Raw genomic sequence first — 23,076 nt, forward strand, 5'->3', positions numbered from 1 at the left:
CGGGGAGGGGGCGGCCATGACGGAACAGATCCCGGACGCCACCCTGCTGGCCCGGCACACCGCCGGCGACCCGGACGCCTTCGGCCTCCTGGTGCACCGTCACCGGGACCGGCTGTGGGCGGTCGCCCTGCGCACCCTGGGCGACCGCGAGGAGGCCGCCGACGCCCTGCAGGACGCCCTGGTATCGGCCTTCCGCGCCGCCCATACCTTCCAGGGCCGTTCGGCCGTCACGACCTGGCTGCACCGGATCGTCGTCAACGCCTGCCTGGACCGAGCCCGCCGCGCCGCCAGCCGTCCGGCCACCCCGCTGGATCATGAGCAGCACCGGCTGGACGCCCTGCTCGGCAGCGCCGAGGCGACCGAGACCCTGGTGGTCCGGGCCGAGCTCCAGCGCGAGGTGACCGCCGCGCTGGCCGCGCTCCCGGTCGAGCAGCGGGCCGCCCTGGTGCTGGTGGACATGCAGGGGTACGCCGTCGCGGAGGCGGCCGAACTGCTCGGCGTACCCGTCGGCACGGTGAAGAGCCGGTGCGCCCGGGGGCGGGCCAAACTGCTGCCGCTGGTGCGGCACCTGCGCACCGTTTCACGTGAAACACCATCGGAGGCAGCGACTGCCGACGGTGTTTCACGTGAAACCGGCGTACCCGAGAGGACTGCGGGGAACCAGGACGGCTCGCGATCCGTCCCACCACGGCCACTCCCCGGCCAGGCCCTGAGAGGAGACGTGACACCACGATGACCCCCTCCTGGACCGAGGCCGGCCACCCCGACGTCGAGCTGCTGGCCGACCTGGCCGAGGACCTCACCGACCCGGCCGAGCTGCCGCTGCTGCAGGCCCACCTGACCGGCTGCGCGGAGTGCACCGACACCTACGCCGCGCTGGCCGAGGTCCGCGAACTCCTCGGCGCGGTGGAGGACTTCCCCCCGCTGCCCGCCGAGCTGGCCGATCGGATCGACGCCGCCCTCGCGGTCGAGGCCGCCGTCCCGGTGACCCCGGCCGCCGACCCGGCCACGCCGCTCACCCGCCGCCGGCCCGGGCCGGCGCGCCGGCTCCGCCGCCGCGGCCGCGCGCTGCTGGCGACGGCGGCCTGTCTCGCCGCCCTCGGCCTGGGCGGCACCCTGCTCAGCCAGCAGCAGGACTCCTCCAGCACGAACACCACGGCGGCGGGCGCTGCCGCGCCCCGGCAGCAGGACGTCGCCGCCGGGGCGCAGGTCTTCACCGAGGCCGAACTGGCCGGTCAGATCCACCTGTTGGTCCGGAGCAGTCCGACCCGGCCGAGCGAGCAGGGAGCGGACTCCACTCTCAAGGGGCCCTCGCTCGGGGCCGAGTCCGACCCCGAGGCCGGCGCGGCCTCCGCATCGGCGGCGCCCTGCCCGTCGACCGCATCCGGCACGCCGCTGCTCGCCGTCCCCGGCCGGTTCGGCCCGGACCGGGTCACCGCGCTGGTGTACCCGCTCCCCGGCGGCCGGTTGGACGTCTATCTGGTGACCGCCGACTGCCGGGTGCAGCTGCACCGCACCGTCCCCGCCAAGTAGCCCGTCCCACCGTCACGTGTCCGATCCGGACGACCACTGTGCGGGCGTCGGCTGCAACCGCACCGGGGAATGAGCGACACTGGTGAATCGTTGTCCCCGGCGGAGCAGGACCGCCCTCCCCGCCGAAGTGCGGGTCGCGATGCGAACCAGGAGATGTAGTGAGCGACGTCCGTAACGTGATCATCATCGGCTCAGGCCCGGCCGGCTACACCGCTGCCCTCTACACCGCCCGAGCCTCCCTCAAGCCCTTGGTCTTCGAGGGTGCCGTCACCGCTGGTGGCGCGCTGATGAACACCACCGAGGTCGAGAACTTCCCCGGCTTCCGGGACGGCATCATGGGCCCCGAGCTGATGGACAACATGCGCGGCCAGGCCGAGCGCTTCGGCGCCGAGCTGGTGCCGGACGACATCGTCTCGGTCGACCTCACCGGTGACATCAAGACCGTCACCGACTCCGAGGGCACCGTGCACCGGGCCCGCGCCGTGATCGTCACCACCGGCTCCCAGCACCGCAAGCTCGACCTCCCGAACGAGGACAGGCTCTCCGGTCGCGGCGTCTCCTGGTGCGCGACCTGCGACGGCTTCTTCTTCCGCGACCAGGACATCGCCGTGGTCGGCGGCGGCGACACCGCGCTGGAGGAGGCGACCTTCCTCTCCCGGTTCGCCAAGTCGGTCACGATCATCCACCGCCGGGACAGCCTGCGCGCCTCCAAGGCGATGCAGGAGCGGGCCTTCGCCGACCCGAAGATCAGCTTCGCCTGGGACAGCGCGGTGGACGCGATCCACGGCGACCCGAAGCTGACCGGTGTCACCCTGCGGGACACCACCACCGGCGAGAAGCGCGAGCTGCCGGTCACCGGCCTGTTCATCGCGATCGGCCACGACCCGCGGACCGACCTCTTCACCGGCCAGCTGGAGCTGGACGCCGAGGGCTACCTCAAGGTCGAGGCCCCCTCGACCCGGACCAACATCCCCGGTGTCTTCGGCGCCGGTGACGTGGTCGACCACACCTACCGCCAGGCGATCACCGCCGCGGGCACCGGCTGCTCCGCCGCCCTGGACGCCGAGCGCTACCTGGCCGCGCTGGACGACCTGGAGAGCCAGGCCGCAGCCGTCGCGGTCTGATCACCACAGCACTTCCCCGCTCCCTGTTTCACGTGAAACAGCTCTGTTGAGCCACTCCGGTGAAACAGGGGGCGCTGCAAGAAACAGAACAGCCCCTGCCGTTGTTCTTCTCAGCACTACCTCGTTCTGACCCTTAGGAGCTCCCGTGGCCGGCGCCACCATCACCGTGACCGACGCGACCTTCGACGCCGAGGTTCTGAAGAGCGACAAGCCCGTCCTGGTCGACTTCTGGGCCACCTGGTGCGGCCCGTGCCGCCAGGTCGCCCCGATCCTCGAGGAGATCGCGACCGAGCACGGCGACAAGCTCACCATCGCCAAGCTCGACGTCGATGCCAACCAGGGCACCGCCGCGCAGTACGGCGTGATCTCCATCCCGACGCTGAACGTGTACCAGAACGGCGAGCTGGTGAAGAGCATCACCGGCGCCCGCCCGAAGGCCGCACTGCTCCGAGAGCTGGCCGAGTACATCTAGTCCTCGACGCACACCGCACGGAGAGAGGGGCCCCTCAGGGGGCCCCTCTCTCATGTCGTCTCCCCACATGTCGTCAGAACGGCCGCAGCGCCGGTTCCTTCCGAGGCCCACCCCTGGCACCGCCGAGCAGACGCTCCAGGGCCACCTCCACATCGCCCTTCCAGGACAGCGTGGTGCGGGCCTCCAGGCGCAGCCGGGGGTACCGGTGGTGCGGCCGTACGGTCTTGAAACCGACCGCCCGCAGGTGGTCCGCCGGGAGCAGGCAGCTGGGAGTCTCCCGGCCGGCCGCACCGAACGCCTCGATCGCCTTGAACCCCCGGCCGACCACGTCCTTCACCACCGTCTGCACCAGCACCCGGCCGATCCCCTGCCGCTGGTAGCCGGGCAGCAGCCGACTGACGATCAGTTGGACCGCGTCCGGCGAGACCGGACTGGTCGGAAAGGCCGAGGAGCGCGGTACGTAGGCGGGCGGGGCGTAGAGCACGTAGCCCACCGGCAGCTCGTCCACGTAGACCACCCGGCCGCAGGAGCCCCACTCCAGCAGGACCGCGGAGATCCACCCCTCCTTCTCCAGCTCGGGCTTCCCGCTCTCCTCCGCCGCCCTGGCACTGACCGGATCCAGCTCCCAGAAGACACAGGAGCGGCAGGGCAGCGGGAGATCCCCCAGGTTGTCCAAGGTCAGCGGAGCGATCCTGCGCCCCATGACTCATCCCTCCTCCGCGGCCCCCCGACGGACCGTCACCAGCGAGCGGCTCACCCCGTACGACGAACGACGATGGGTGCATGTTTCACGTGAAACATGCACCCATCGGAACAGACCGGCAACCTGGACCAGCTGGCAACCTCAGCTGCCCGACAGTCGGAGCCCCTCGTCCCCCGGCGCCAGGCTGTCCAAGATCCGGTTCAGGTCCTCCACCGAGGCGAACTCCAGTACCACCTTGCCCTTGCCGAGCTTGCCGTTGCGCTGCGAGACCTCGACCTTGACCCGGGTCTCGAAGCGGTCCGAGAGCCGCTCCGAGAGGTCGTTGAAGGCCGGCGAGAGGAGCCGGCCCGCCTTCGGCCCGGTCGGGCGCTGCGGCTTCTCGTCCTTGTCCATCACCGAGACGATCTCCTCGGTGGTCCGCACCGAGAGACCCTCCGCGATGATCCGCCGGGCCAGCTGGTCCTGCCGCTCAGCATCCGGCACCCCGAGCAGGGCCCGGGCGTGACCCGCCGTCAGCACCCCGGCGGCCACCCGGCGCTGCACGGTCGGCGAGAGCTTCAGCAGCCGCAGGGTGTTGGAGACGTGCGAACGGGAGCGACCGATCCGGTCGGCCAGCTCGTCGTGGGTGCAGGAGAAGTCCTGCAGCAGCTGGTCGTAGGCGGCCGCCTCCTCCAGCGGGTTGAGCTCCGCCCGGTGCAGGTTCTCCAGCAGCGCGTCCAGCAGCAGCTTGTCGTCGTCGGTGGCCCGGACGATCGCCGGAATGAGGTCGAGGCCGGCCTCCCGGGTGGCCCGCCAGCGCCGCTCGCCCATGATCAGCTCATAGCGGTCCGCACCGGTCTGCCGGACCACCACCGGCTGGAGCAGGCCCACCTCCTTGATGGAGGCGACCAGCTCGGCCAGCTTGTCCTGGTCGAAGACCTCACGCGGCTGACGCGGGTTCGGCACGATCGAGTCCAGCGGCAGCTCGGCGAACCGGGCACCCTCCACCGGAGCCAGCGCCTCCTCCAGCACGCTGCGGCGCGGCAGTCCCGACTGGTCCCGGGCGATCTCGGCCGCCACCTTGGCGGCCACCGTGCCCCGGTCGGTCGGCAGCACCGGGACGGCGGACGGCGAGACCGCACCCGCCGTCTGCAGCGAAGCCGGCTCCGAACGGGCCGGGGCCACGGTGGCCCCGGTCGCGGGCGTCGCCGCCGGAATCAGTGCCCCGAGCCCACGTCCCAGGCCCCTGCGCCCACCACTCACCGGTTGTCCTCCATCGTGCTGCCGTGCTGTGCCATCGGAGCCGCCGCGCTGTTGCGCTGCTGCCCCACTGCGGGTGCCGCGAATCCGTCCGTCGCCAACCCGGCTGCCCGCAGCGCGAGTTCACGCCCGGCCTCCAGGTAGGAGAGCGCCCCGGTGGAGCCCGGGTCGTAGGTCAGCACGGTCTGCCCGTAGCTGGGTGCCTCCGAGATCCGGACTGATCGCGGGATCGCCGTGTTCAGCACCTGATCGGCGAAGTGGGTCCGGACCTCCTCGGCCACCTGGGCGGCCAGCCTGGTCCGGGCGTCGTACATGGTGAGCAGGATGGTGGAGACGTGCAGGGTCGGGTTCAGGTGCGCCCGGACCAGCTCGACGTTGCGCAGCAGCTGGCCGAGACCCTCCAGCGCGTAGTACTCGCACTGGATCGGGATCAGCACCTCCTGACCCGCCACCAGGGCATTGACCGTCAGCAGCCCCAGCGAGGGCGGGCAGTCGATCAGGATGTAGTCCAGCGGCTGCTCGTACGCGGTGATCGCCCGCTGCAGCCTGCTCTCCCTGGCCACCAGCGAGACCAGCTCGATCTCGGCGCCGGCCAGGTCGATGGTGGCGGGCACACAGAACAGCCCCTCCACGTCCCGGACCGGCTGCACCACGTCGGCCAGCGGCTTGCCCTCCACCAGCACGTCGTAGATCGACGGCACATCGGCGTGGTGGTCGATGCCGAGCGCGGTGGAGGCGTTCCCCTGGGGGTCGAGGTCGACCACCAGGACGCGCAGTCCGTGCATGGCCAGTGCGGCCGCGAGGTTGACGGTAGTGGTGGTCTTCCCCACCCCGCCCTTCTGATTGGCCACCACGATCACCCGGGTCGAGGCGGGCCTGGGCAGCCCCTCACCGGCCCGTCCGGCAGCTGCCACCGCGGCCATGGCGGCCCGTGCGATGGGCGTGTCATCGACGTGGTCGATGGTCTCCGAGTCCTGCATGGGGGTCAGTGTTTCACGTGAAACCGGAGCGGCAACAGTCACCGCCCGGCTGCGGCCGAGGATTCCGGAAAGCATTGAGCGACGTTTCACGTGAAACACCATGCCCACAATGTCGGAAATCTGACGGTGCGACACTCCGACCGCCCCGGACGCACCGGAGCGGGCACCCGTCCGGGTACCCGCTCCGTCAGTCCACTGAGCCGATCAGCCGCAGCCCCGGCCGGGCCAGGACCGGCCCGTCAGCGCCGACGCCGGCCTGCGCCGCTGCCGCCACGGCCGGCCTCGGCCGCCCGGGCACCACGCCCGGCCCGGGCCGCCTTGGCCCGCCGGGTCGCCGCCTTCACCCCGCCGGGACTCTCCCCCGCCTCCACCCGGATCACCCGGGTCGAGGTCTCCAGGGTTCCCTCGCCGACCGCCAGCACCGACCACTTCACCGCGCCCAGCTTGGTCAGCGCGGACCGCGAGTCGGCCAGCTCCTGCTCGGCGGTGTCCCCCTTGAGCGCCAGCATCTGCCCGTACGGCCGGAGCAGCGGCAGGCCCCAGCCCGCCAACCGGTCCAGCGGGGCCACCGCGCGGGCGGTCACGATGTCCACCGCGAGCTTGCCGATCATCTCCTCGGCCCGGCCGCGGAGCACCGTGACGTTGTCGAGACCGAGCTCCCTGACCACCTCCTCCAGGAAGGTGGTCCGGCGCAGCAGCGGCTCCAGCAGGGTCACCGAGACGTCCGGGCGGACCATCGCCACCGGGATACCGGGCAGCCCGGCCCCCGAACCGACGTCACAGAGCGAGGCGCCGGGCGGCAGCAGCTCGGCCAGCACCGCGCAGTTCAGCACGTGCCGGTCCCAGAGCCGGGGGACCTCCCGCGGGCCGATCAGCCCGCGTTGCACACCGGCCGTGGCCAGCAACTCGGTGTAGCGCACGGCCACCGGGTACCGGTCCCCGAAGATCTCCCGGGCCACCGCCGGAGCCTCCGGCAGACCCTCGGGCCCGCCCTCCTCGGGGGTGCCCTCGGTCTCCACGCCGTCCGTGTCCATCTCTGCCTCTCCGCTCACCGTCTCCACCGCCCACGCTCGCAACCACTGTGTCACGCAGGAGCCGTTTCACGTGAAACAGCGCACTCATGACGCTCACTCAGCCCGGCCGACCGGCGGGCCCGAGCGGACGACGACCCCGCCCGCACAAGGCGGACGGGGTCGTCGGACCGACCGGCTGCGGCGCGTCAGCGCGGCAGCACGACCACGCAACGCTGGGGCTCCTCGCCCTCCGACTCGCTGCTCAGACCTGCTGCGGCCACCGCGTCGTGGACCACCTTGCGCTCGAACGGCGTCATCGGACGCAGCTTGACCTGCTCGCCGGAGGACTTCGCCTGCTCGGCCGCCTCGGCACCCAGCTGGGCCAGCTCCGCCCGCTTGCGCGCCCGGAACCCCGCAATGTCCAGCATGAGGCGGCTGCGCTCACCGGTCTCCCGGTGCACGGCCAGCCGGGTCAACTCCTGGAGTGCCTCCAGCACCTCACCGTCCTGGCCGACCAGCCGCTGCAGCGACCGGTCGTTGCCCTCGCCGACGATGGAGACCAGGGCGCGGTCGCCCTCGACGTCCATGTCGATGTCGCCGTCCAGGTCCGCGATGTCGAGCAGACCCTCCAGATAGTCGGCCGCGATGTCGCCCTCCTGCTCCAGGCGGGCAACGAGGGTGTCGGCGGCCGGGCTGTCGGTGGCGGTGGTGCCTTCCGTCACTGCTGGACTCCTTCTGGAATGGGCCCTCGGGTGGGGCCGAGAACGAAGATCAGTGGGCCGTTACGGCCGGGATCAGGCCGGTCAGGGCTTCTTCTTCGGCCGCTGGCCGCCCGACTGCCCGGTGCGCTTCGGCTGCTGGCGCGGACCGCTCTTGGCGGCCGTCGGCTTGGCCGCCGCCGGCTTCGCATCGGCCGGCGCGGACTTCTCCAGGCTCGGCTTGGCGTCCTCGGCCGCGCTCTCCGTCTCGGCGGTCGACGCGCTGCCCGTGCCGTGCTGCCGCTGGGCCTTGGTCAGCTTCTTCGGCTGCTGCCGACGGGCCTGCACGGCCTCCTGCACGGCCTGCTCCGCGGTGGTCGCCGCCGAGGTCTTGCCGCCGCCACCGGAGAGCCGGGCCAGCAGGCTGACCTTCTTGACCGAGCCGTCCGGGTTCAGCCGGCCGGCCTTCTTCAGGCGGGCCTGCCGCTCGTCCCACGCCTGGCTGCCCGGGGTCGGGTTGTTGTGGATGACGATCAGCTGCTGACCCATCGACCAGACGTTGGTGGTCAGCCAGTAGACCAGCACACCGACCGGGAAGTTGATGCCCATCACGGCGAACATGATCGGGAAGACGTACATCAGCATCTTCTGCTGCTGCATGAACGGCGTCTTGACCGTGAGGTCCATGTTCTTCGTCATCAGCTGACGCTGGGTGATGAACTGCGAGAGCGACATCAGGATGATCATCACGGCCGTGACGATCTTGACGCTGACCTCGGTGCTGCCCAGGAAGGTGGCCGACAGCGGGGCACCGAAGATGTGCGCCTGCTGCGCGCTGGCCAGCAGCGTCGGGGTGATCACACCAATGGTCTTGTCGTTGGCGACCGAGGCCAGCACACCGTAGAGCGCGGTGAAGAACGGCGCCTGCACGAGGATGGGAAGGCAGCTGGAGAACGGGTTGGTACCCGCCTCCTTGTACAGCTTCATCATCTCTTCGGACTGGCGCTGCTTGTCGTTCTTGTAGCGCTCCTGGATGGCCTTCATCTTCGGCTGGATCGCCTGCATGGCCCGGGTCGCCTTGATCTGCTTCACGAACAGCGGGATCAGGCAGATCCGGATGACGACCACCATCGAGGCGATGGCGAGACCCCAGGCCCAGCCACCGTTCGGGTCGAAGACGTGGCTGTACAGCGAATGGAACTGGACGATGATCCAGGACACCATTGTGTAGAGGGGACTCAGAAAACCGAAGGTCACCGGTCAGACTCCTTGGACATCGGGCTTCGCCACCGGCTCCGGCTCGGCGGTCCCGCTCGTGGGGCTCAGCAGATCGCGCAGCCGGCGATGCCACACCGGATGCCTGCGCGGCGGTACGTGGTCGACCCCACCGGGGGACCAGGGATTACAGCGGAGGATGCGCCAGGCGGTCAGCCCGCTGCCCTTGATCGCACCGTGCGACCGCACCGCCTCGTACCCGTAGTGCGAACACGACGGGTAATAGCGGCAGACCGGACCGAGCAGGGGACTGATGGTCCACTGGTAGAGCCTGATCAGCCCCATCAGCAGATACTTCATCGCCCTGCTCCCGTCGGCGCGCCGCCGGTCGACTCCGCCCGGAGCAACCGTCGTAGCGCCGCGTCCAGGTCCTGTTCGAGATCTTGGTACGTGGCCGCCCCGGCCTGGGGCAGTGCGCGCACCACGATCAGGCTACCTGCGGGCAGCCCGGACAGGCGCTCCCGGACCAGATGACGTAGACGACGCTTGACCAGATTGCGCACGACCGCCGGACCGACGGCCTTGCTCACGACGAAACCCGCACGCGCCGAAGGAAGCCCCTCGGCGACGTGCGGGCGGGAGTCGCTGTTCCGGTCGGTCTGCCCCCCTGGCTGCCCATCTCTGTTGAGATGGACCACCAGCAGGGGCCGACCGGCCCGACGACCACGTTTGACCGCGGTCGCGAAGTCCTGGCGCCGCCGCAGCCGATTCTCGGAGGGCAGCACTGCAGTCCCTTGGATCGAATCAGGCGGAGATGTTGGTACGGCCCTTGCCGCGGCGGGTCGCCAGGATGGCGCGGCCGGCGCGGGTACGCATCCGCAGCCGGAAGCCGTGGGTCTTCGCGCGACGACGGTTGTTCGGCTGGAAGGTGCGCTTGCTCACTCGGGGGCTCCTGGGGTGAATCGTAGGATGACGGGAAATCGCTTGGCCGTCACCGTGCGTCCGCGTGATCTCCCCTGGATGGGAAATCCAGCCTCAACGTCCCAGGTCGGCTGGGGGTTGAGGTAATCCACGGCGCCCGTGCTGCGCGCCTTATGGATGCGGGCGGACCCGCGGGCATGCGGCAGCGGCCATCGACAACTCGACCTGGTCACGGTACGCGGGACGGGTGCGGGGGGTCAAACCGGGTGTTGGTCACCGGCCCGCCGGATCGCCCACGACGGCTTTCCGATCATGATAGAGGCCAGGCGCCGCAAGGGCGGCACCGACACCCACCCCGTCCGACCCGGTCACCCGAGCGCCCTGCCCACAGCCTGTGGACAACAACTTGAATCAGTCCAGTCGGCTGACTACCGTTGCAGGACTTGTCGGGTTTGTTCGTCTGGATCGGACCGGTACCCGAGTCCTTTGAGACCCCCGCTCCGGGGAACGAGAAAGCGTGCACCAGTGGCTGATGTCAACAGCGATCTCGTCGCGGTCTGGGCGAGGGTCGTCGAGCGGCTGGTCAACGACCCGGATGTCGGGGACAGCGACAAGATGTGGCTGCGGCGGACCCAGCCGATGTGGATGATGCACGACACCGCCCTGCTGGCGGCTCCGAACGAGCGGGCCAAGCAGGTGCTGGAGGGCCGGCTGCTGCCGCCGCTGACCGAGGAGCTGAGCCGGGGCTTCGGCCGGCCGGTCCGGATCGCCGTGATGGTGGACGCCAACGCCGTGCCGCCGCCCGCACCGCAGGCCACCGCGGAGCAGCCCGCCGAGCAGGCGCCGGCCGAGGAGTGGCCGCCCCGTCCGCAGTACCGGGAGGAGCCCGGCGGGTACGACAACCGCCAGTCGGAGCCCGGCCGTTGGCCGTCCCAGAACCAGGACGGCTACCAGTCGCAGGACAACTACCAGGCGCCGGAGGAGTACTCCAGGCCGTACGAGACGCCGTCCGAGCAGGGATACGAGCGCGGCCGGTACGACACCGCCGGCTACCAGCAGCGCCCCGCGCCGTACGGCGGCGGCAGTGGCGAGCAGCAGTCCTCCTGGTCGGCCGCCGAGAACGGGCCCGAGAACCGCGGCTGGGAGTCCGGCTACCCGGGCCGGGAGACCGGCCAGGACGACCTGTTCGGGGGCGCCTACAGTGCCCCGACGCAGGGCGCCCCGGTCCGCCGGGTACCGTCCCGGCCGCCGCTCGGGCAGCCCGAGCAGGGCTCCCAACTCCCGGACGTCCGGCCGCAGTCGGGCCCGCCCGGCCGGGGAGGCATGCCGGAACGCACGCCCAGCCCCGGGGTGCCCGCACCGCCCGGTGCCCCGCCGGCCGGTGGCAGCTCGCGCAAGGACGAGCCGGCCGCCCGGCTGAACCCCAAGTACCTGTTCGACACCTTCGTGATCGGCGCCTCCAACCGCTTCGCGCATGCCGCCGCGGTGGCGGTGGCCGAGGCCCCGGCGAAGGCGTACAACCCGCTCTTCATCTACGGCGAGTCCGGCCTGGGCAAGACCCACCTGCTGCACGCCATCGGGCACTACTCGCGCAGCCTGTTCCCGGGCACCCGGGTCCGGTACGTGAGCTCCGAGGAGTTCACCAACGAGTTCATCAACTCGATCCGGGACGGGAAGGCGGACGCCTTCCGCAAGCGGTACCGGGACATGGACATCCTGCTGGTCGACGACGTGCAGTTCCTGGCGTCCAAGGAGTCGACCCAGGAGGAGTTCTTCCACACCTTCAACACGCTGCACAACGCCAACAAGCAGATCGTGCTCTCCTCGGACCGGCCGCCCAAGCAGCTGATCACGCTGGAGGACCGGCTCCGGAACCGCTTCGAGTGGGGACTGATCACCGACGTCACCCCGCCGGAGCTGGAGACCCGGATCGCGATCCTGCGGAAGAAGGCGATCCAGGAGCAACTGAACGCTCCCGCCGATGTGTTGGAGTTCATCGCGTCCCGGATCACCCGGAACATCCGGGAGCTCGAGGGCGCGCTGATCCGGGTCACCGCCTTCGCCAACCTGAACCGGGCGCCGGTCGACCTGGAGCTGGCCGGGATCGTCCTGAAGGACCTGATCCCGGGCGGCGACGAGGACGCGGGCCCCGAGATCACCGCGCAGGTGATCATGCAGCAGACGGCCGCGTACTTCGGTCTGGGCGTGGAGGACCTCTGCGGCTCCTCGCGCAGCCGGGTGCTGGTGACGGCCCGCCAGATCGCCATGTACCTCTGCCGGGAGCTCACCGACCTCTCGCTGCCGAAGATCGGCGCCCAGTTCGGCGGGCGGGACCACACGACCGTGATGCACGCGGACCGGAAGATCCGCTCGCTGATGGCCGAGCGGCGCTCGATCTACAACCAGGTCACCGAGCTCACCAACCGCATCAAGAGCTGAGCCCGGGGCGGTACCGGGTGTCTGAAGGGGAGTCAGCGGCGCTGGCTCCCCTTTCGCGTACCCGCCGCCGGGGCGGCCGCACAGCGGCGGCGGCGGGCAACAGCGGGGCAGCGACGGGGCGGCGTCGGGGCGGCGGTACGGCCCGTCCGGGGGCGTAGCGGGTGAAAGCAGGTGTGGAGCGGAGGTCGGCCGGGCAGTAATCCACCGACTGACGCTCCGCCAGGCCGGCTGCCACGCCGAACAACTGACCAGCTATTCGAACAGGTCAGAGCCGTAGGGCCGCAATCCACAGGATCGGGTGGTTTTTCCCCGTCCACAGCCTGGGCAGCCCGGAGTTATCCAGAATTCCTCCACAGGCTGGGCGCCGCTACGCTCTTCGACGCAGGTCAGCCCCCTGTGCACTTGTGCACAACAGTTATCCACAGGGTGTGGACAGTTGACGGACCGCCAGTGGGCCGAATGGGTTATCCACCGCTCGTCCCCAGGACCAGGGCAGTTATCCCCAGGTTCTCCACAGCGGCGTCCACAGTTCGACAACATTGGCTGCCCGTTCATCAGGCGGTGTGAAAGCCGTCACGTGATGTTGACCGGGGCCCGTGGATAACCGGTCCATGATCTGGGGACGGACCTGGGGATAACCTGTGGATACTCAGAGTGCCCTGTGGGTAACTCTCGGTCGTCCACAGCAGGGCCTGGTTGTCCACACTCCACGTCCACAGGTGTTGTGGACAAAAAACCGGGTCTGACCTGCGAAAACAAGGTTATCCACGGTATCCACAGGCCCTACTACTACCACTACACCTATAGACCCCTGAACATGCTTAATCGTGGGGTGGGCCGAAATCTGTGGACAACCGGATCGCGACATCTGTTCGGGTTGCTTCCGCCCGTGTGCCCCGGCTGTCGGTGGAGTAGGAGAGACTGTTCTCCGGCAACCGGAGCCGAGGGGCTGAGCCCAGCGGGTCCGGTCCGGCCAGACGATCAAGACGCTGACAACAGCAGGACCCAGGAGGCGGTTACCGGTGAAGTTCCGGGTGGAGCGTGATGTCCTCGCGGAGGCGGTGGCCTGGGCTGCCCGCAGCCTCCCGGCGAGGCCGCCGGTGCCGGTGCTGGCCGGCCTGCTGCTGACGGCGCAGGACGGCAGCTTGGCCCTCTCCGGCTTCGACTACGAGGTCTCGGCCCGGGTCGAGCTGGTGGCGGAGGTCGAGGAGGCGGGCACGGTGCTGGTCTCCGGCCGGCTGCTGAACGACATCTCCCGCAACCTGCCGAACCGGCCGGTGGAGATCTCCACCGACGGCATGCGGGTCAGCGTGGTCTGCGGCTCCTCGCGATTCACACTCCCCACGCTTCCTGTGGACGAGTACCCGTCGCTGCCGCAGATGCCCACCGCGACCGGCACGGTCTCCGGCGAGGTCTTCGCCTCGGCCGTCAGCCAGGCCGCCGTCGCGGCCGGCCGCGACGACACCCTGCCGGTGCTCACCGGCGTCCGGGTGGAGATCGAGGGCGACAAGATCACCCTCGCCGCCACCGACCGCTACCGGTTCGCGGTCCGCGAGCTGATGTGGAAGCCGGAGCAGGCCGACATCTCGGCGGTCGCCCTGGTGCCCGCCAAGACCCTGCAGGACATCGCGAAGTCGCTCGGCAGCGGCGACACGGTCTCCATCGCGCTCGCCTCCGGCGGTGCCGGTGAGGGCCTGATCGGCTTCGAGGGCGCGGGCCGCCGGACCACCACCCGGCTGCTCGAGGGTGAGTTCCCGAAGTTCCGCAGCCTCTTCCCGACCGAGTTCAGCGCCGTCGCCGCGATCCAGACCCAGCCGTTCCTGGAGGCACTCAAGCGCGTCTCGCTGGTGGCCGAGCGGAACACGCCGGTCCGGCTGAGCTTCGAGCAGGGTGTGCTCACCCTGGAGGCGGGCTCGGGCGACGACGCCCAGGCCACCGAGCGGGTGGAGGCCGACCTCGAAGGTGACGACATCTCGATCGCCTTCAACCCGGGCTACCTGGAGGAGGGCCTGAAGGCCATCGACTCCGCGTACGCCCAGCTGAGCTTCACCACCTCCACCAAGCCGGCCCTGCTGAGCGGCCGCCCCGCGGTGGACGCCGAGGCGGACGAGGCGTACCAGTACCTGATCATGCCGGTCCGGCTCTCCGGCTGACCCTGATCCACAGGCTGTGGACACTCCCCCGGTCAGCTCTGGCCGGGGGAGTCCTGTTGGGTCGGCGGCGTAGGCTCAGCCCTGTGCGGCAACGGCGCCGCCGTCAGGCACGTCACCACAGGTAAGGACTTGTCATGGAGCTCGGCCTCATCGGTCTCGGCAAGATGGGCGGCAACATGCGCGAGCGCATCCGCCGCGCAGGGCACACCGTCATCGGCTTCGACCGCAACCCGGAACTCGCCGACGTGGACAGCCTCGAGGAGCTCGTCAGCAAGCTCCAGGCCCCGCGCGTGGTCTGGGTGATGGTCCCGGCCGGCGGCCCGACCCAGGACACCGTGGACCAGCTGGCCGAGCTGCTCTCCCCCGGTGACGTGGTGGTCGACGGCGGCAACTCCCGCTGGACGGACGACGTCAAGCACGCCGAGGCGCTGGCCGCCAAGGGCATCGGCTTCGTCGACTGCGGCGTCTCCGGTGGCGTCTGGGGCCTGGAGAACGGCTACGCGCTGATGTACGGCGGCGAGGCCGCGGACGTCGCCAAGGTGCAGCCGGTCTTCGACGCGTTGAAGCCGGAGGGCGAGTTCGGCGGCGTGCACGCGGGCAAGGTCGGCGCCGGACACTTCGCCAAGATGGTCCACAACGGCATCGAGTACGCGATGATGCAGGCCTTCGCCGAGGGCTGGGAGCTGCTGGAGGCGGCCCCCGAGGTCACCGACGTGCGCGAGGTCTTCCGCAGCTGGCAGGAGGGCACCGTGATCCGCTCCTGGCTGCTCGACCTGGCCGTCCGGGCGCTGGACGACGACGAGCACCTGGCCAAGCTCAAGGGCTGGGCCGCCGACTCGGGTGAGGGCCGCTGGACGGTCGAGGCCGCGATCGACCACGCGGTGCCGCTGCCCGCGATCACCGCCTCGCTGTTCGCCCGGTTCGCCTCCCGGCAGGACGACTCCCCGCAGATGAAGATGATCGCCGCGCTGCGCAACCAGTTCGGTGGCCACGCGGTCGAGTCGAAGTAGGACCGACCAACTCCCCAGAAGGCGAGCGCAGTTCACACCCATGCATGTCGCGCATCTGTCGCTCGCCGACTTCCGTTCGTACGCCGGGGCCGAGGTGCCCCTCGACCCCGGCGTGACGGCCTTCGTGGGCCCGAACGGCCAGGGCAAGACCAACCTGGTCGAGGCGATCGGCTACGTCGCCACCCTGGGCAGCCACCGGGTGGCCACCGACGCCCCGCTGATCCGGCTCGGCGCCGAGCGGGCGGTGATCCGCACCAGCATCCTGCGGGACGGCCGGTCGACCCTGGTCGAGCTGGAGATCACCGCGGGCAAGGCCAACCGGGCCCGGATCAACCGCTCCGACAACGTCCGCCCGAGGGACGTGCTGGGCCTGCTCCGCACCGTGCTGTTCGCCCCCGAGGACCTGGCCCTGGTGAAGGGCGACCCGGGTGAGCGCCGCCGGTTCCTGGACGAGCTGCTGACCGCCCGGGCACCCCGGCTGGCCGGGGTCAGGCAGGACTACGAGCGGGTGCTCAAGCAGCGCAACGCCCTGCTGAAGACCGCCGCCCAGGCCCGCCGCGGCGGCAAGGGCGCGGACCTCTCCACCCTGGAGATCTGGGACAGTCATCTGGCCCGGGCCGGCGCCGAGTTGACGGCCTTTCGGCTCCAGCTGGTGGCCGCGCTGCAGCCGCTGGTGGCGCAGGCCTACGAGCAGCTGGCGCCCGGCGGCGGGGAGACCGTGCTGGAGTACCGGAGCTCCTTCGAGGGCGCGCTGCCGACTAGCCGCGAGGAGGCCGAGCAGCAGCTGCTCGAAGCCCTCCGGCAGGCCCGCCCGCAGGAGGTGGCCCGGGGCCTGACCCTGGTCGGCCCGCACCGCGACGAGCTCGGCCTGCAGCTCGGCCCGCTGCCCGCCAAGGGCTACGCCAGCCACGGTGAGTCCTGGTCGTACGCGCTGGCGCTCCGGCTGGCCTCGTACGAGCTGCTGAAGGCGGACGGCGGCGAGCCGGTGCTGATCCTGGACGACGTCTTCGCCGAGCTGGACGCCCGCCGCCGGGACCGGCTGGCCGAACTGGTGGCCGGGGGCGAGCAGGTGCTGGTCACCGCCGCCGTCCCGGAGGACGTACCGAAGGCGCTGGCCGGCGCCCGCTTCGCAGTGGCGGACGGAACAGTGACCCGGCTGACCCCGTAGCCGTACTCTGGAAACTTCATCCACAGCCTGGGGAAAAGGAGTGCCGCCATGGGCGAGACACCGGAGCTCTCGGGCGTGGACCTGGCCCGGGTCGCGCTGCGCGCGGCGAAGGAGCAGGCCAGGCAGCGTGGTGAGCAGGTCCGCGAGAAGCGTGAGGCGAAGCGGCACGGGCTGCGCAGCGGGGCGCGCGCGGACGGCCGCGATCCGGTTCCGCTGGGGGCGGCGCTGACCCGGCTGATCACCGAGCGCGGCTGGGAGGCGCCGGCCGCGGTGGGCGGGGTGATGGGCCGCTGGCCGCAGATCGTCGGGCCCGACATCGCGGCGCACTGTGTGCCGAAGGAGTACGCGGAGGCCGAGGCGGTGCTCACCGTGCAGTGCGACTCGACCGCGTGGGCCACCCAACTCAGGCTGTTGGCACGTCAGTTGGTGGCCCGGCTGAACCACGAGCTGGGGCACGGCACGGTCAAGGTGATCAAGGTGCTGGGGCCGGCCGCACCGCAGCGCGGGTACGGCCGGCTGCGGGCCCCGGGGAGCAAGGGGCCGGGCGACACCTGGGGGTAGCCCGGGTGCCGAAGGGAAGCCGATCTTCCGGAACCGCTGACGGCCCTTTTGAGCGCTCTGAGACCCCCTGGCGAGTATCGGGACATGTCCCGAGGGTATTCAGGGCGGCTCATCTGCCTTCTGAGGCTGCCAAACGGCCATCTATGTCAGTCCTACCGGTAGACTGAGAGCCAAACACTGTTGCTTGTAGCAACCGAGTCGAAACGCCGTGGTCGCAGGCTCGCCCGTCCGATGGGCAGGTCCGCGGCCCGCGCTGTGCCAGAGAGGGCGCTTCGTGGCCGATTCCGGCAACTCCAGCCAGACCCCAGACCCCACCGACCAGGCGGCACCCGTCGACACTCGTGGGGCGTACGACGCCAACGCGATCCAGGTGCTGGAGGGTCTCGACGCCGTCCGCAAGCGCCCCGGCATGTACATCGGTTCGACCGGTGAGCGCGGTCTGCACCACCTGGTGCAGGAGATCGTGGACAACTCCGTCGACGAGGCGCTGGCGGGGCACGCCGACACCATCGACGTGACGATCCTGGCCGACGGCGGCGTCCGGGTCACCGACAACGGCCGTGGCATCCCGGTCGGCATCATGCCCGGCCAGGACAAGCCCGCCGTCGAGGTCGTGCTGACGGTCCTGCACGCGGGCGGCAAGTTCGGCGGCGGCGGCTACGCCGTCTCCGGCGGTCTGCACGGCGTCGGCATCTCGGTGGTGAACGCGCTCTCCACCCGCCTGGCGGTGGAGATCCTCACCGACGGCGCCCGCTGGACGCAGGAGTACAAGTCGGGCGTACCGACCGCGCCGCTGGCCCAGCACGAGGCCGTCGACACGACCGGCACCACGGTGACGTTCTGGGCCGACCCGGAGATCTTCGAGACCACGGTCTACTCCTTCGAGACGCTCTCCCGCCGGTTCCAGGAGATGGCCTTCCTGAACAAGGGCCTGTCGATCTCGCTGACCGACGAGCGCCCGGAGCACGCGGACGACGAGGGCAAGCCGCTCTCGATCACCTACCGCTACGACGGCGGCATCGCCGACTTCGTCACCCACCTGAACTCCCGCAAGGGCGACGTCATTCACCCCTCGGTGATCGACTTCGAGGCGGAGGACAAGGAGAAGACGATCTCGGTGGAGATCGCGATGCAGTGGAACAGCTCCTACACGGAGAGCGTCTACTCCTTCGCGAACACCATCCACACGCACGGCGGCGGCACCCATGAGGAGGGCTTCCGCGCCGCGCTGACCGGCCTGGTCAACCGCTACGCGCGGGACAAGAAGCTGCTCCGGGAGAAGGACGACAACCTCTCCGGCGAGGACATCCGCGAGGGTCTGACCGCGATCATCTCGGTCAAGCTCGGCGAGCCGCAGTTCGAGGGCCAGACCAAGGACAAGCTGGGCAACACCGAGGTCAAGACCTTCGTCCAGCGGGTGGTGCACGAGCAGCTGAACGACTGGCTGGACCGCAACCCCACCGAGGCCTCGGACATCATCCGCAAGTCGATCCAGGCGGCCACCGCCCGGGTCGCCGCCCGCAAGGCGCGTGACCTGACGCGCCGTAAGGGCCTGCTGGAGTCCGCCTCGCTGCCGGGCAAGCTGAGCGACTGCCAGTCCAAGGACCCGTCCGAGTGCGAGATCTTCATCGTCGAGGGCGACTCGGCCGGCGGCTCGGCCAAGCAGGGCCGTGACCCCAGGGTGCAGGCCATCCTGCCGATCCGCGGCAAGATCCTGAACGTCGAGAAGGCCCGGATCGACAAGGTGCTGCAGAACACCGAGGTCCAGGCGCTGATCTCGGCCTTCGGCTGCGGCATCCAGGAGGACTACGACGAGACCAAGCTCCGCTATCACAAGATCGTTCTGATGGCGGACGCCGACGTCGACGGGCAGCACATCCGCACCCTGCTGCTGACCCTGCTGTTCCGCTTCATGCGCCCGCTGGTCGAGGGCGGCTACGTCTACCTGGCGATGCCGCCGCTGTACAAGATCAAGTGGGGCAAGGACGACTTCGAGTACGTCTACTCCGACCGTGAGCGCGACGCGGTGATCTCGGCCGGTGTGGGTGCCGGGCGCCGGCTGCCCAAGGACGACGCCATCCAGCGCTTCAAGGGTCTCGGCGAGATGAACGCCGAGGAGCTCCGGATCACCACCATGGACCAGGCGCACCGGCTGCTCCAGCAGATCACCCTGGAGGACGCGGCCCGCGCCGACGACCTGTTCTCGGTCCTGATGGGCGAGGACGTCGAGGCCCGTCGGTCCTTCATCCAGCGCAACGCCAAGGACGTCCGCTTCCTGGACGTGTGACGCACCCTCAGCACACTCCAGTCCGCGTGAAAGGAAACTGACCAGCAGTGGTCGACGAAAACCGTCCTGACGGCGAGCAGCCGGACACCCTCTCCACCGACACCTTCGTGTCCCGGGTCGAGCCGATCGAGCTCGAGACCGAGATGCAGCGCTCGTACCTCGACTACGCGATGAGCGTGATCGTCAGCCGGGCGCTGCCCGAGGTGCGCGACGGCCTCAAGCCGGTGCACCGCCGGGTGCTCTACGCGATGTACGACGGCGGCTACCGGCCCGAGAAGGGCTACTACAAGTGCGCCCGCGTGGTCGGCGACGTGATGGGTAACTACCACCCGCACGGCGACACCTCGATCTACGACACCGTGGTCCGCCTCGCCCAGCCCTGGTCGCTGCGGATGCCCCTGGTGGACGGCAACGGCAACTTCGGTTCCCCGGGCAACGACCCGGCCGCAGCGATGCGGTACACCGAGTGCAAGATGATGCCGCTCGCCATGGAGATGATGCGGGACATCGACGAGGAGACCGTCGACTTCGCCGCCAACTACGACGGCCGCTCGCAGGAGCCGACCGTCCTGCCGGCCCGCATCCCCAACCTGCTGATCAACGGTGCCACCGGCATCGCGGTCGGCATGGCCACCAACATCCCGCCGCACAACCTCCGCGAGGTCGCCTCCGGCGCGCTCTGGGCGCTGGAGCACCCGGATGCCTCCAACGAGGAGCTGCTGGAGGCGCTGATCGAGCGGATCAAGGCGCCGGACTTCCCGACCGGTGCGCTGATCGTCGGCCGCCGCGGGATCGAGGACGCGTACCGGACCGGCCGCGGCTCGATCACCATGCGCGCGGTGGTGGAGGTCGAGGAGATCCAGGGCAGGCAGTGCCTGGTGATCACCGAGCTGCCGTACCAGGTGAACCCGGACAACCTGGCGCTGAAGATCGCCGACCTGGTGAAGGACGGCCGGGTGGCCGGCATCGCCGACGTCCGGGACGAGTCCTCCAGCCGGACCGGCCAGCGCCTGGTGGTCGTGCTCAAGCGTGACGCGGTCGCCAAGGTGGTGCTGAACAACCTCTACAAGCACACCGACCTGCAGACCAACTTCGGCGCCAACATGCTGGCCCTGGTCGACGGGGTGCCGCGCACGCTGTCGCTGGACGCCTTCATCCGGCACTGGGTCAACCACCAGGTCGAGGTCATCGTCCGCCGGACCACGTTCCGGCTGCGCAAGGCCGAGGAGCGCGCGCACATCCTGCGCGCCCTGCTCAAGGCGCTGGACCAGATCGACGCGGTGATCGCGCTGATCCGGGCCTCGGACAGCGCGGACGCGGCCCGCAGCGGCCTGATGGGCCTGCTCGACATCGACGAGCTGCAGGCCAACGCGATCCTCGAGATGCAGCTGCGCAGGCTGGCCGCGCTGGAGAGCGCGCGCATCCTGAGCGAGCACGACGAGCTGCAGGCCAAGATCAACGAGTACAACGCGATCCTGGCCTCGCCGTCCCGCCAGCGCGAGATCATCTCCGAGGAGCTGACCGCGATCGTCGAGAAGTACGGCGACGAGCGGCGCTCCACGCTGATCCCGTTCGACGGCGACATGTCGGTCGAGGACCTGATCGCCGAAGAGGACATCGTCGTCACGATCACCCGGGGCGGCTACGTCAAGCGCACCCGCTCGGACCTCTACCGCTCGCAGAAGCGCGGCGGCAAGGGTGTCCGGGGTGCGCAGCTGAAGCAGGACGACCTCGTCGACCACTTCTTCGTGACCACCACGCACAACTGGATCCTGTTCTTCACCAACAAGGGCCGGGTCTACCGGGCCAAGGGCTACGAACTCCCCGACGCCGGCCGGGACGCCCGCGGCCAGCACGTGGCCAACCTGCTGGCCTTCCAGCCGGAGGAGCACATCACCCAGGTGATGGCGGTCCGCACCTACGAGGACAAGCCCTACCTGGTGCTGGCCACCCGGGGCGGTCTGGTGAAGAAGACCCCGCTCAAGGACTACGACTCGCCGCGCTCCGGCGGTCTGATCGCGATCAACCTCCGGGAGATCGAGGACGGCCGGGACGACGAGCTGATCGGCGCCGAGCTGGTCTCCGCCGAGGACGACCTGCTGCTGGTGTCGAGGAAGGCCCAGTCGATCCGGTTCACCGCGACCGACGAGGCGCTCCGGCCGATGAGCCGGGCCACCTCCGGGGTGAAGGGCATGGCGTTCCGCGAGGACGACGAGCTGCTCTCGATGAACGTGGTCCGGCCCGGCACCTTCGTCTTCACGGCCACCGACGGTGGGTACGCGAAGCGCACCGGCGTGGACGAGTACCGTGTCCAGGGCCGGGGCGGTTTCGGCACCAAGGCGGCGAAGATCGTCGAGGGGCGGGGCTCGCTGGTCGGTGCCCTGGTGGTCGAGGAGACCGACGAGATCATGGCGATCACCCTCTCGGGCGGTGTCATCCGGACCAGGGTTTCCGGAGTTCGTGAAACCGGACGTGACACGATGGGCGTCCAACTGATCAACCTCGGAAAGCGCGACGCGGTGGTGGGCATGGCCCGCAACGCGGAGGCGGACGACGAGGAGGTCCTGGAGGAGGAGGGCACTGCCCCCGACACCTCCGTGGCCGCCGACGATGTGACCACGGCTGACGACGTGGCCGAACAGGCCTGATCGCAAGCCCTGGTGGCCGGTGCCCGACCCTCGCGGACGGGCACCGGCCACTGACCAGTACCGGGCAATCCGGCCGGGCGCTGGAGCAGTTGAAACGAGCAGGGCGGTGACCACCCGACCTGCTGGGTGAGTTGCGGGAGGACCAGGGTGAGTGGAGCCACGGGTGCTGCGGGCGGTGCCGGGAGCGGACTGCCGGGCGGCAGTTCGTACGGTGGAGTCGGCGGCGCGACCGGTGGACTGCCCGGGGTGCCGCCGCGCCCTGCCGGGGCGCCCCCGGTAGGGGGTGAGTCGGCCGCCTCGACCTCGCTGATGCCGCCGGTCGCCTCCGGTGGTGGTGGCGGGTACGGCTCGGCGCCGCAGCCGCCCGCGCAGCAGCCGGCCCCGGCCGGTTTCTCGCAGCCGACCACGTACACCAAGGGGCAGCCCACGCCGCCCCGGGGCACCCGGACGGGCCCGCCCGGGCCGGCCGCTCCGGCGGGCTCCGCCGCGCGCCGCCCGGGCCCCGCCGCGCCGGTCGGCCGGGTCCGCAAGGCCCGGCTGCGGGTCACCAAGGCCGACCCCTGGTCGGTGATGAAGGTCAGCTTCCTGCTCTCGCTGGCCGTCGGCGTGGTCATCATCGTGGCGACCGCGGTGCTCTGGATGACCCTGGACGCGCTCGGGGTCTTCGACTCGCTGGGGAGCACCCTGAAGGAGATGACCGGCAACGAGTCCGCCGGGGCGGTCGACCTGATGGACTACGTCGGGTTCGGCAAGGTGATGATGTTCACCATGCTGATCGCGGTGGTGGACGTGGTGCTGATGACCGCACTGGCCACCCTCTCCGCCTTCATCTACAACACCGCGGCCGGGTTCACCGGCGGCGTCGAGCTCACGCTGGCGGAAGAGGACTGACGCTCCGTCGGTTGTTTTTGG

The 23,076-nt window shown here is 70.2% G+C and carries 21 protein-coding genes; 12 read left to right on the top strand and 9 right to left on the bottom strand.

Going from position 1 to position 23,076, the window contains the following annotated elements; genetic code table 11:
• The first annotated feature begins 16 nt into the window (after window positions 1–16).
• From sigM to trxA, 4 genes are all read left to right on the top strand, one after another.
• Entirely contained in the window at window positions 17–736 is a 720-nt protein-coding gene (gene sigM / locus ASC99_RS04695) for an RNA polymerase sigma factor SigM (RefSeq protein WP_082598077.1), read from the top strand.
• Window positions 733–1,533, top strand: coding sequence for an anti-sigma factor (locus tag ASC99_RS04700; protein ID WP_057228570.1), 801 nt, complete (start codon window positions 733–735; stop codon window positions 1,531–1,533). Before sigM ends, ASC99_RS04700 begins: the two co-directional genes overlap by 4 nt.
• A 158-nt stretch (window positions 1,534–1,691) precedes the next feature.
• On the top strand, window positions 1,692–2,657 hold the full coding sequence (gene trxB / locus ASC99_RS04705) for a thioredoxin-disulfide reductase (RefSeq protein ID WP_057228572.1): 966 nt from the start codon (window positions 1,692–1,694) through the stop codon (window positions 2,655–2,657).
• A gap of 145 nt (window positions 2,658–2,802) precedes the next feature.
• Window positions 2,803–3,129, top strand: coding sequence for a thioredoxin (gene trxA / locus ASC99_RS04710; RefSeq protein ID WP_057228574.1), 327 nt, complete (start codon window positions 2,803–2,805; stop codon window positions 3,127–3,129).
• A gap of 73 nt (window positions 3,130–3,202) precedes the next feature.
• Here trxA and ASC99_RS04715 read toward each other — a convergent pair whose 3' ends face one another.
• From ASC99_RS04715 to rpmH, 9 genes are all read right to left on the bottom strand, one after another.
• Complete coding sequence (locus tag ASC99_RS04715; RefSeq protein ID WP_057228576.1) at window positions 3,203–3,832, bottom strand: GNAT family N-acetyltransferase; 630 nt, start codon at window positions 3,830–3,832, stop codon at window positions 3,203–3,205.
• Window positions 3,833–3,973: 141 nt separating this feature from the next.
• A complete protein-coding gene (locus tag ASC99_RS04720; protein WP_057228578.1) occupies window positions 3,974–5,074 on the bottom strand; it encodes a ParB/RepB/Spo0J family partition protein in 1,101 nt (366 codons plus the stop codon).
• Complete coding sequence (locus tag ASC99_RS04725; RefSeq protein ID WP_082598078.1) at window positions 5,071–6,126, bottom strand: ParA family protein; 1,056 nt, start codon at window positions 6,124–6,126, stop codon at window positions 5,071–5,073. The genes ASC99_RS04720 and ASC99_RS04725 overlap by 4 nt, the downstream gene beginning before the upstream one ends.
• A gap of 164 nt (window positions 6,127–6,290) precedes the next feature.
• Complete coding sequence (gene rsmG / locus ASC99_RS04730) at window positions 6,291–7,085, bottom strand: 16S rRNA (guanine(527)-N(7))-methyltransferase RsmG (protein ID WP_057228583.1); 795 nt, start codon at window positions 7,083–7,085, stop codon at window positions 6,291–6,293.
• A gap of 185 nt (window positions 7,086–7,270) precedes the next feature.
• Complete coding sequence (locus ASC99_RS04735) at window positions 7,271–7,786, bottom strand: R3H domain-containing nucleic acid-binding protein (protein ID WP_057228585.1); 516 nt, start codon at window positions 7,784–7,786, stop codon at window positions 7,271–7,273.
• An 81-nt stretch (window positions 7,787–7,867) separates the two neighbouring features.
• Window positions 7,868–8,986: a membrane protein insertase YidC gene (yidC, locus tag ASC99_RS04740; RefSeq protein WP_063856975.1), complete on the bottom strand. Its 1,119-nt coding sequence runs from the start codon at window positions 8,984–8,986 to the stop codon at window positions 7,868–7,870.
• A gap of 36 nt (window positions 8,987–9,022) precedes the next feature.
• A complete protein-coding gene (gene yidD, locus ASC99_RS04745; protein ID WP_057228590.1) occupies window positions 9,023–9,337 on the bottom strand; it encodes a membrane protein insertion efficiency factor YidD in 315 nt (104 codons plus the stop codon).
• Window positions 9,334–9,762 (bottom strand): ribonuclease P protein component, encoded by a 429-nt coding sequence (gene rnpA, locus ASC99_RS36890; protein WP_082598079.1) that lies wholly within the window; start codon window positions 9,760–9,762, stop codon window positions 9,334–9,336. The genes yidD and rnpA overlap by 4 nt, the downstream gene beginning before the upstream one ends.
• 19 nt (window positions 9,763–9,781) lie before the next feature.
• The gene (rpmH, locus tag ASC99_RS04750) at window positions 9,782–9,919 is read right to left on the bottom strand and encodes a 50S ribosomal protein L34 (RefSeq protein ID WP_057228594.1); all 138 of its coding nucleotides are present in this window, start codon (window positions 9,917–9,919) and stop codon (window positions 9,782–9,784) included.
• A gap of 504 nt (window positions 9,920–10,423) precedes the next feature.
• On the opposite strand from rpmH, the gene dnaA reads away from it, so the two are divergent.
• The 8 genes from dnaA (at window position 10,424) to ASC99_RS04790 (ending at window position 23,055) form a co-directional block, all read left to right on the top strand.
• Window positions 10,424–12,337 (top strand): chromosomal replication initiator protein DnaA, encoded by a 1,914-nt coding sequence (gene dnaA, locus ASC99_RS04755; RefSeq protein ID WP_057228596.1) that lies wholly within the window; start codon window positions 10,424–10,426, stop codon window positions 12,335–12,337.
• A 1,022-nt stretch (window positions 12,338–13,359) separates the two neighbouring features.
• Window positions 13,360–14,490: a DNA polymerase III subunit beta gene (dnaN, locus tag ASC99_RS04760; protein ID WP_057228598.1), complete on the top strand. Its 1,131-nt coding sequence runs from the start codon at window positions 13,360–13,362 to the stop codon at window positions 14,488–14,490.
• Between the two features lie 134 nt (window positions 14,491–14,624).
• Window positions 14,625–15,500, top strand: a complete 876-nt coding sequence (gene gnd, locus ASC99_RS04765) for a phosphogluconate dehydrogenase (NAD(+)-dependent, decarboxylating) (protein ID WP_057228600.1) — start codon at window positions 14,625–14,627, stop codon at window positions 15,498–15,500.
• Window positions 15,501–15,540: 40 nt separating this feature from the next.
• Window positions 15,541–16,668, top strand: coding sequence for a DNA replication/repair protein RecF (recF, locus tag ASC99_RS04770; protein WP_057228601.1), 1,128 nt, complete (start codon window positions 15,541–15,543; stop codon window positions 16,666–16,668).
• Between the two features lie 48 nt (window positions 16,669–16,716).
• Window positions 16,717–17,229 carry a DUF721 domain-containing protein gene (locus ASC99_RS04775; protein ID WP_057228603.1) on the top strand — a complete coding sequence of 171 codons (513 nt, stop codon included), beginning with the start codon at window positions 16,717–16,719 and terminating at the stop codon, window positions 17,227–17,229.
• Between the two features lie 274 nt (window positions 17,230–17,503).
• Window positions 17,504–19,516 (top strand): DNA topoisomerase (ATP-hydrolyzing) subunit B, encoded by a 2,013-nt coding sequence (gyrB, locus tag ASC99_RS04780; RefSeq protein WP_255359219.1) that lies wholly within the window; start codon window positions 17,504–17,506, stop codon window positions 19,514–19,516.
• A gap of 47 nt (window positions 19,517–19,563) precedes the next feature.
• Window positions 19,564–22,164, top strand: a complete 2,601-nt coding sequence (gene gyrA / locus ASC99_RS04785) for a DNA gyrase subunit A (protein WP_369824333.1) — start codon at window positions 19,564–19,566, stop codon at window positions 22,162–22,164.
• Window positions 22,165–22,311: 147 nt separating this feature from the next.
• Window positions 22,312–23,055: a DUF3566 domain-containing protein gene (locus tag ASC99_RS04790; RefSeq protein ID WP_082598080.1), complete on the top strand. Its 744-nt coding sequence runs from the start codon at window positions 22,312–22,314 to the stop codon at window positions 23,053–23,055.
• Window positions 23,056–23,076 lie beyond the last annotated feature (21 nt).

Source organism: Kitasatospora sp. Root107 (genome assembly GCF_001424875.1).
Lineage (GTDB): Bacteria > Actinomycetota > Actinomycetes > Streptomycetales > Streptomycetaceae > Kitasatospora.

Coding starts and splice junctions, on each gene's coding strand:
- yidD (WP_057228590.1), bottom strand. CDS start 9,337: ATGAAGTATCTGCTGATGGGGCTGATCAGGCTCTACCAGTGGACCATC.
- gnd (WP_057228600.1), top strand. CDS start 14,625: ATGGAGCTCGGCCTCATCGGTCTCGGCAAGATGGGCGGCAACATGCGC.
- recF (WP_057228601.1), top strand. CDS start 15,541: ATGCATGTCGCGCATCTGTCGCTCGCCGACTTCCGTTCGTACGCCGGG.
- ASC99_RS04775 (WP_057228603.1), top strand. CDS start 16,717: ATGGGCGAGACACCGGAGCTCTCGGGCGTGGACCTGGCCCGGGTCGCG.
- sigM (WP_082598077.1), top strand. CDS start 17: ATGACGGAACAGATCCCGGACGCCACCCTGCTGGCCCGGCACACCGCC.
- ASC99_RS04715 (WP_057228576.1), bottom strand. CDS start 3,832: ATGGGGCGCAGGATCGCTCCGCTGACCTTGGACAACCTGGGGGATCTC.
- yidC (WP_063856975.1), bottom strand. CDS start 8,986: ATGGTGTCCTGGATCATCGTCCAGTTCCATTCGCTGTACAGCCACGTC.
- ASC99_RS04700 (WP_057228570.1), top strand. CDS start 733: ATGACCCCCTCCTGGACCGAGGCCGGCCACCCCGACGTCGAGCTGCTG.
- rsmG (WP_057228583.1), bottom strand. CDS start 7,085: ATGGACACGGACGGCGTGGAGACCGAGGGCACCCCCGAGGAGGGCGGG.
- ASC99_RS04725 (WP_082598078.1), bottom strand. CDS start 6,126: ATGCTTTCCGGAATCCTCGGCCGCAGCCGGGCGGTGACTGTTGCCGCT.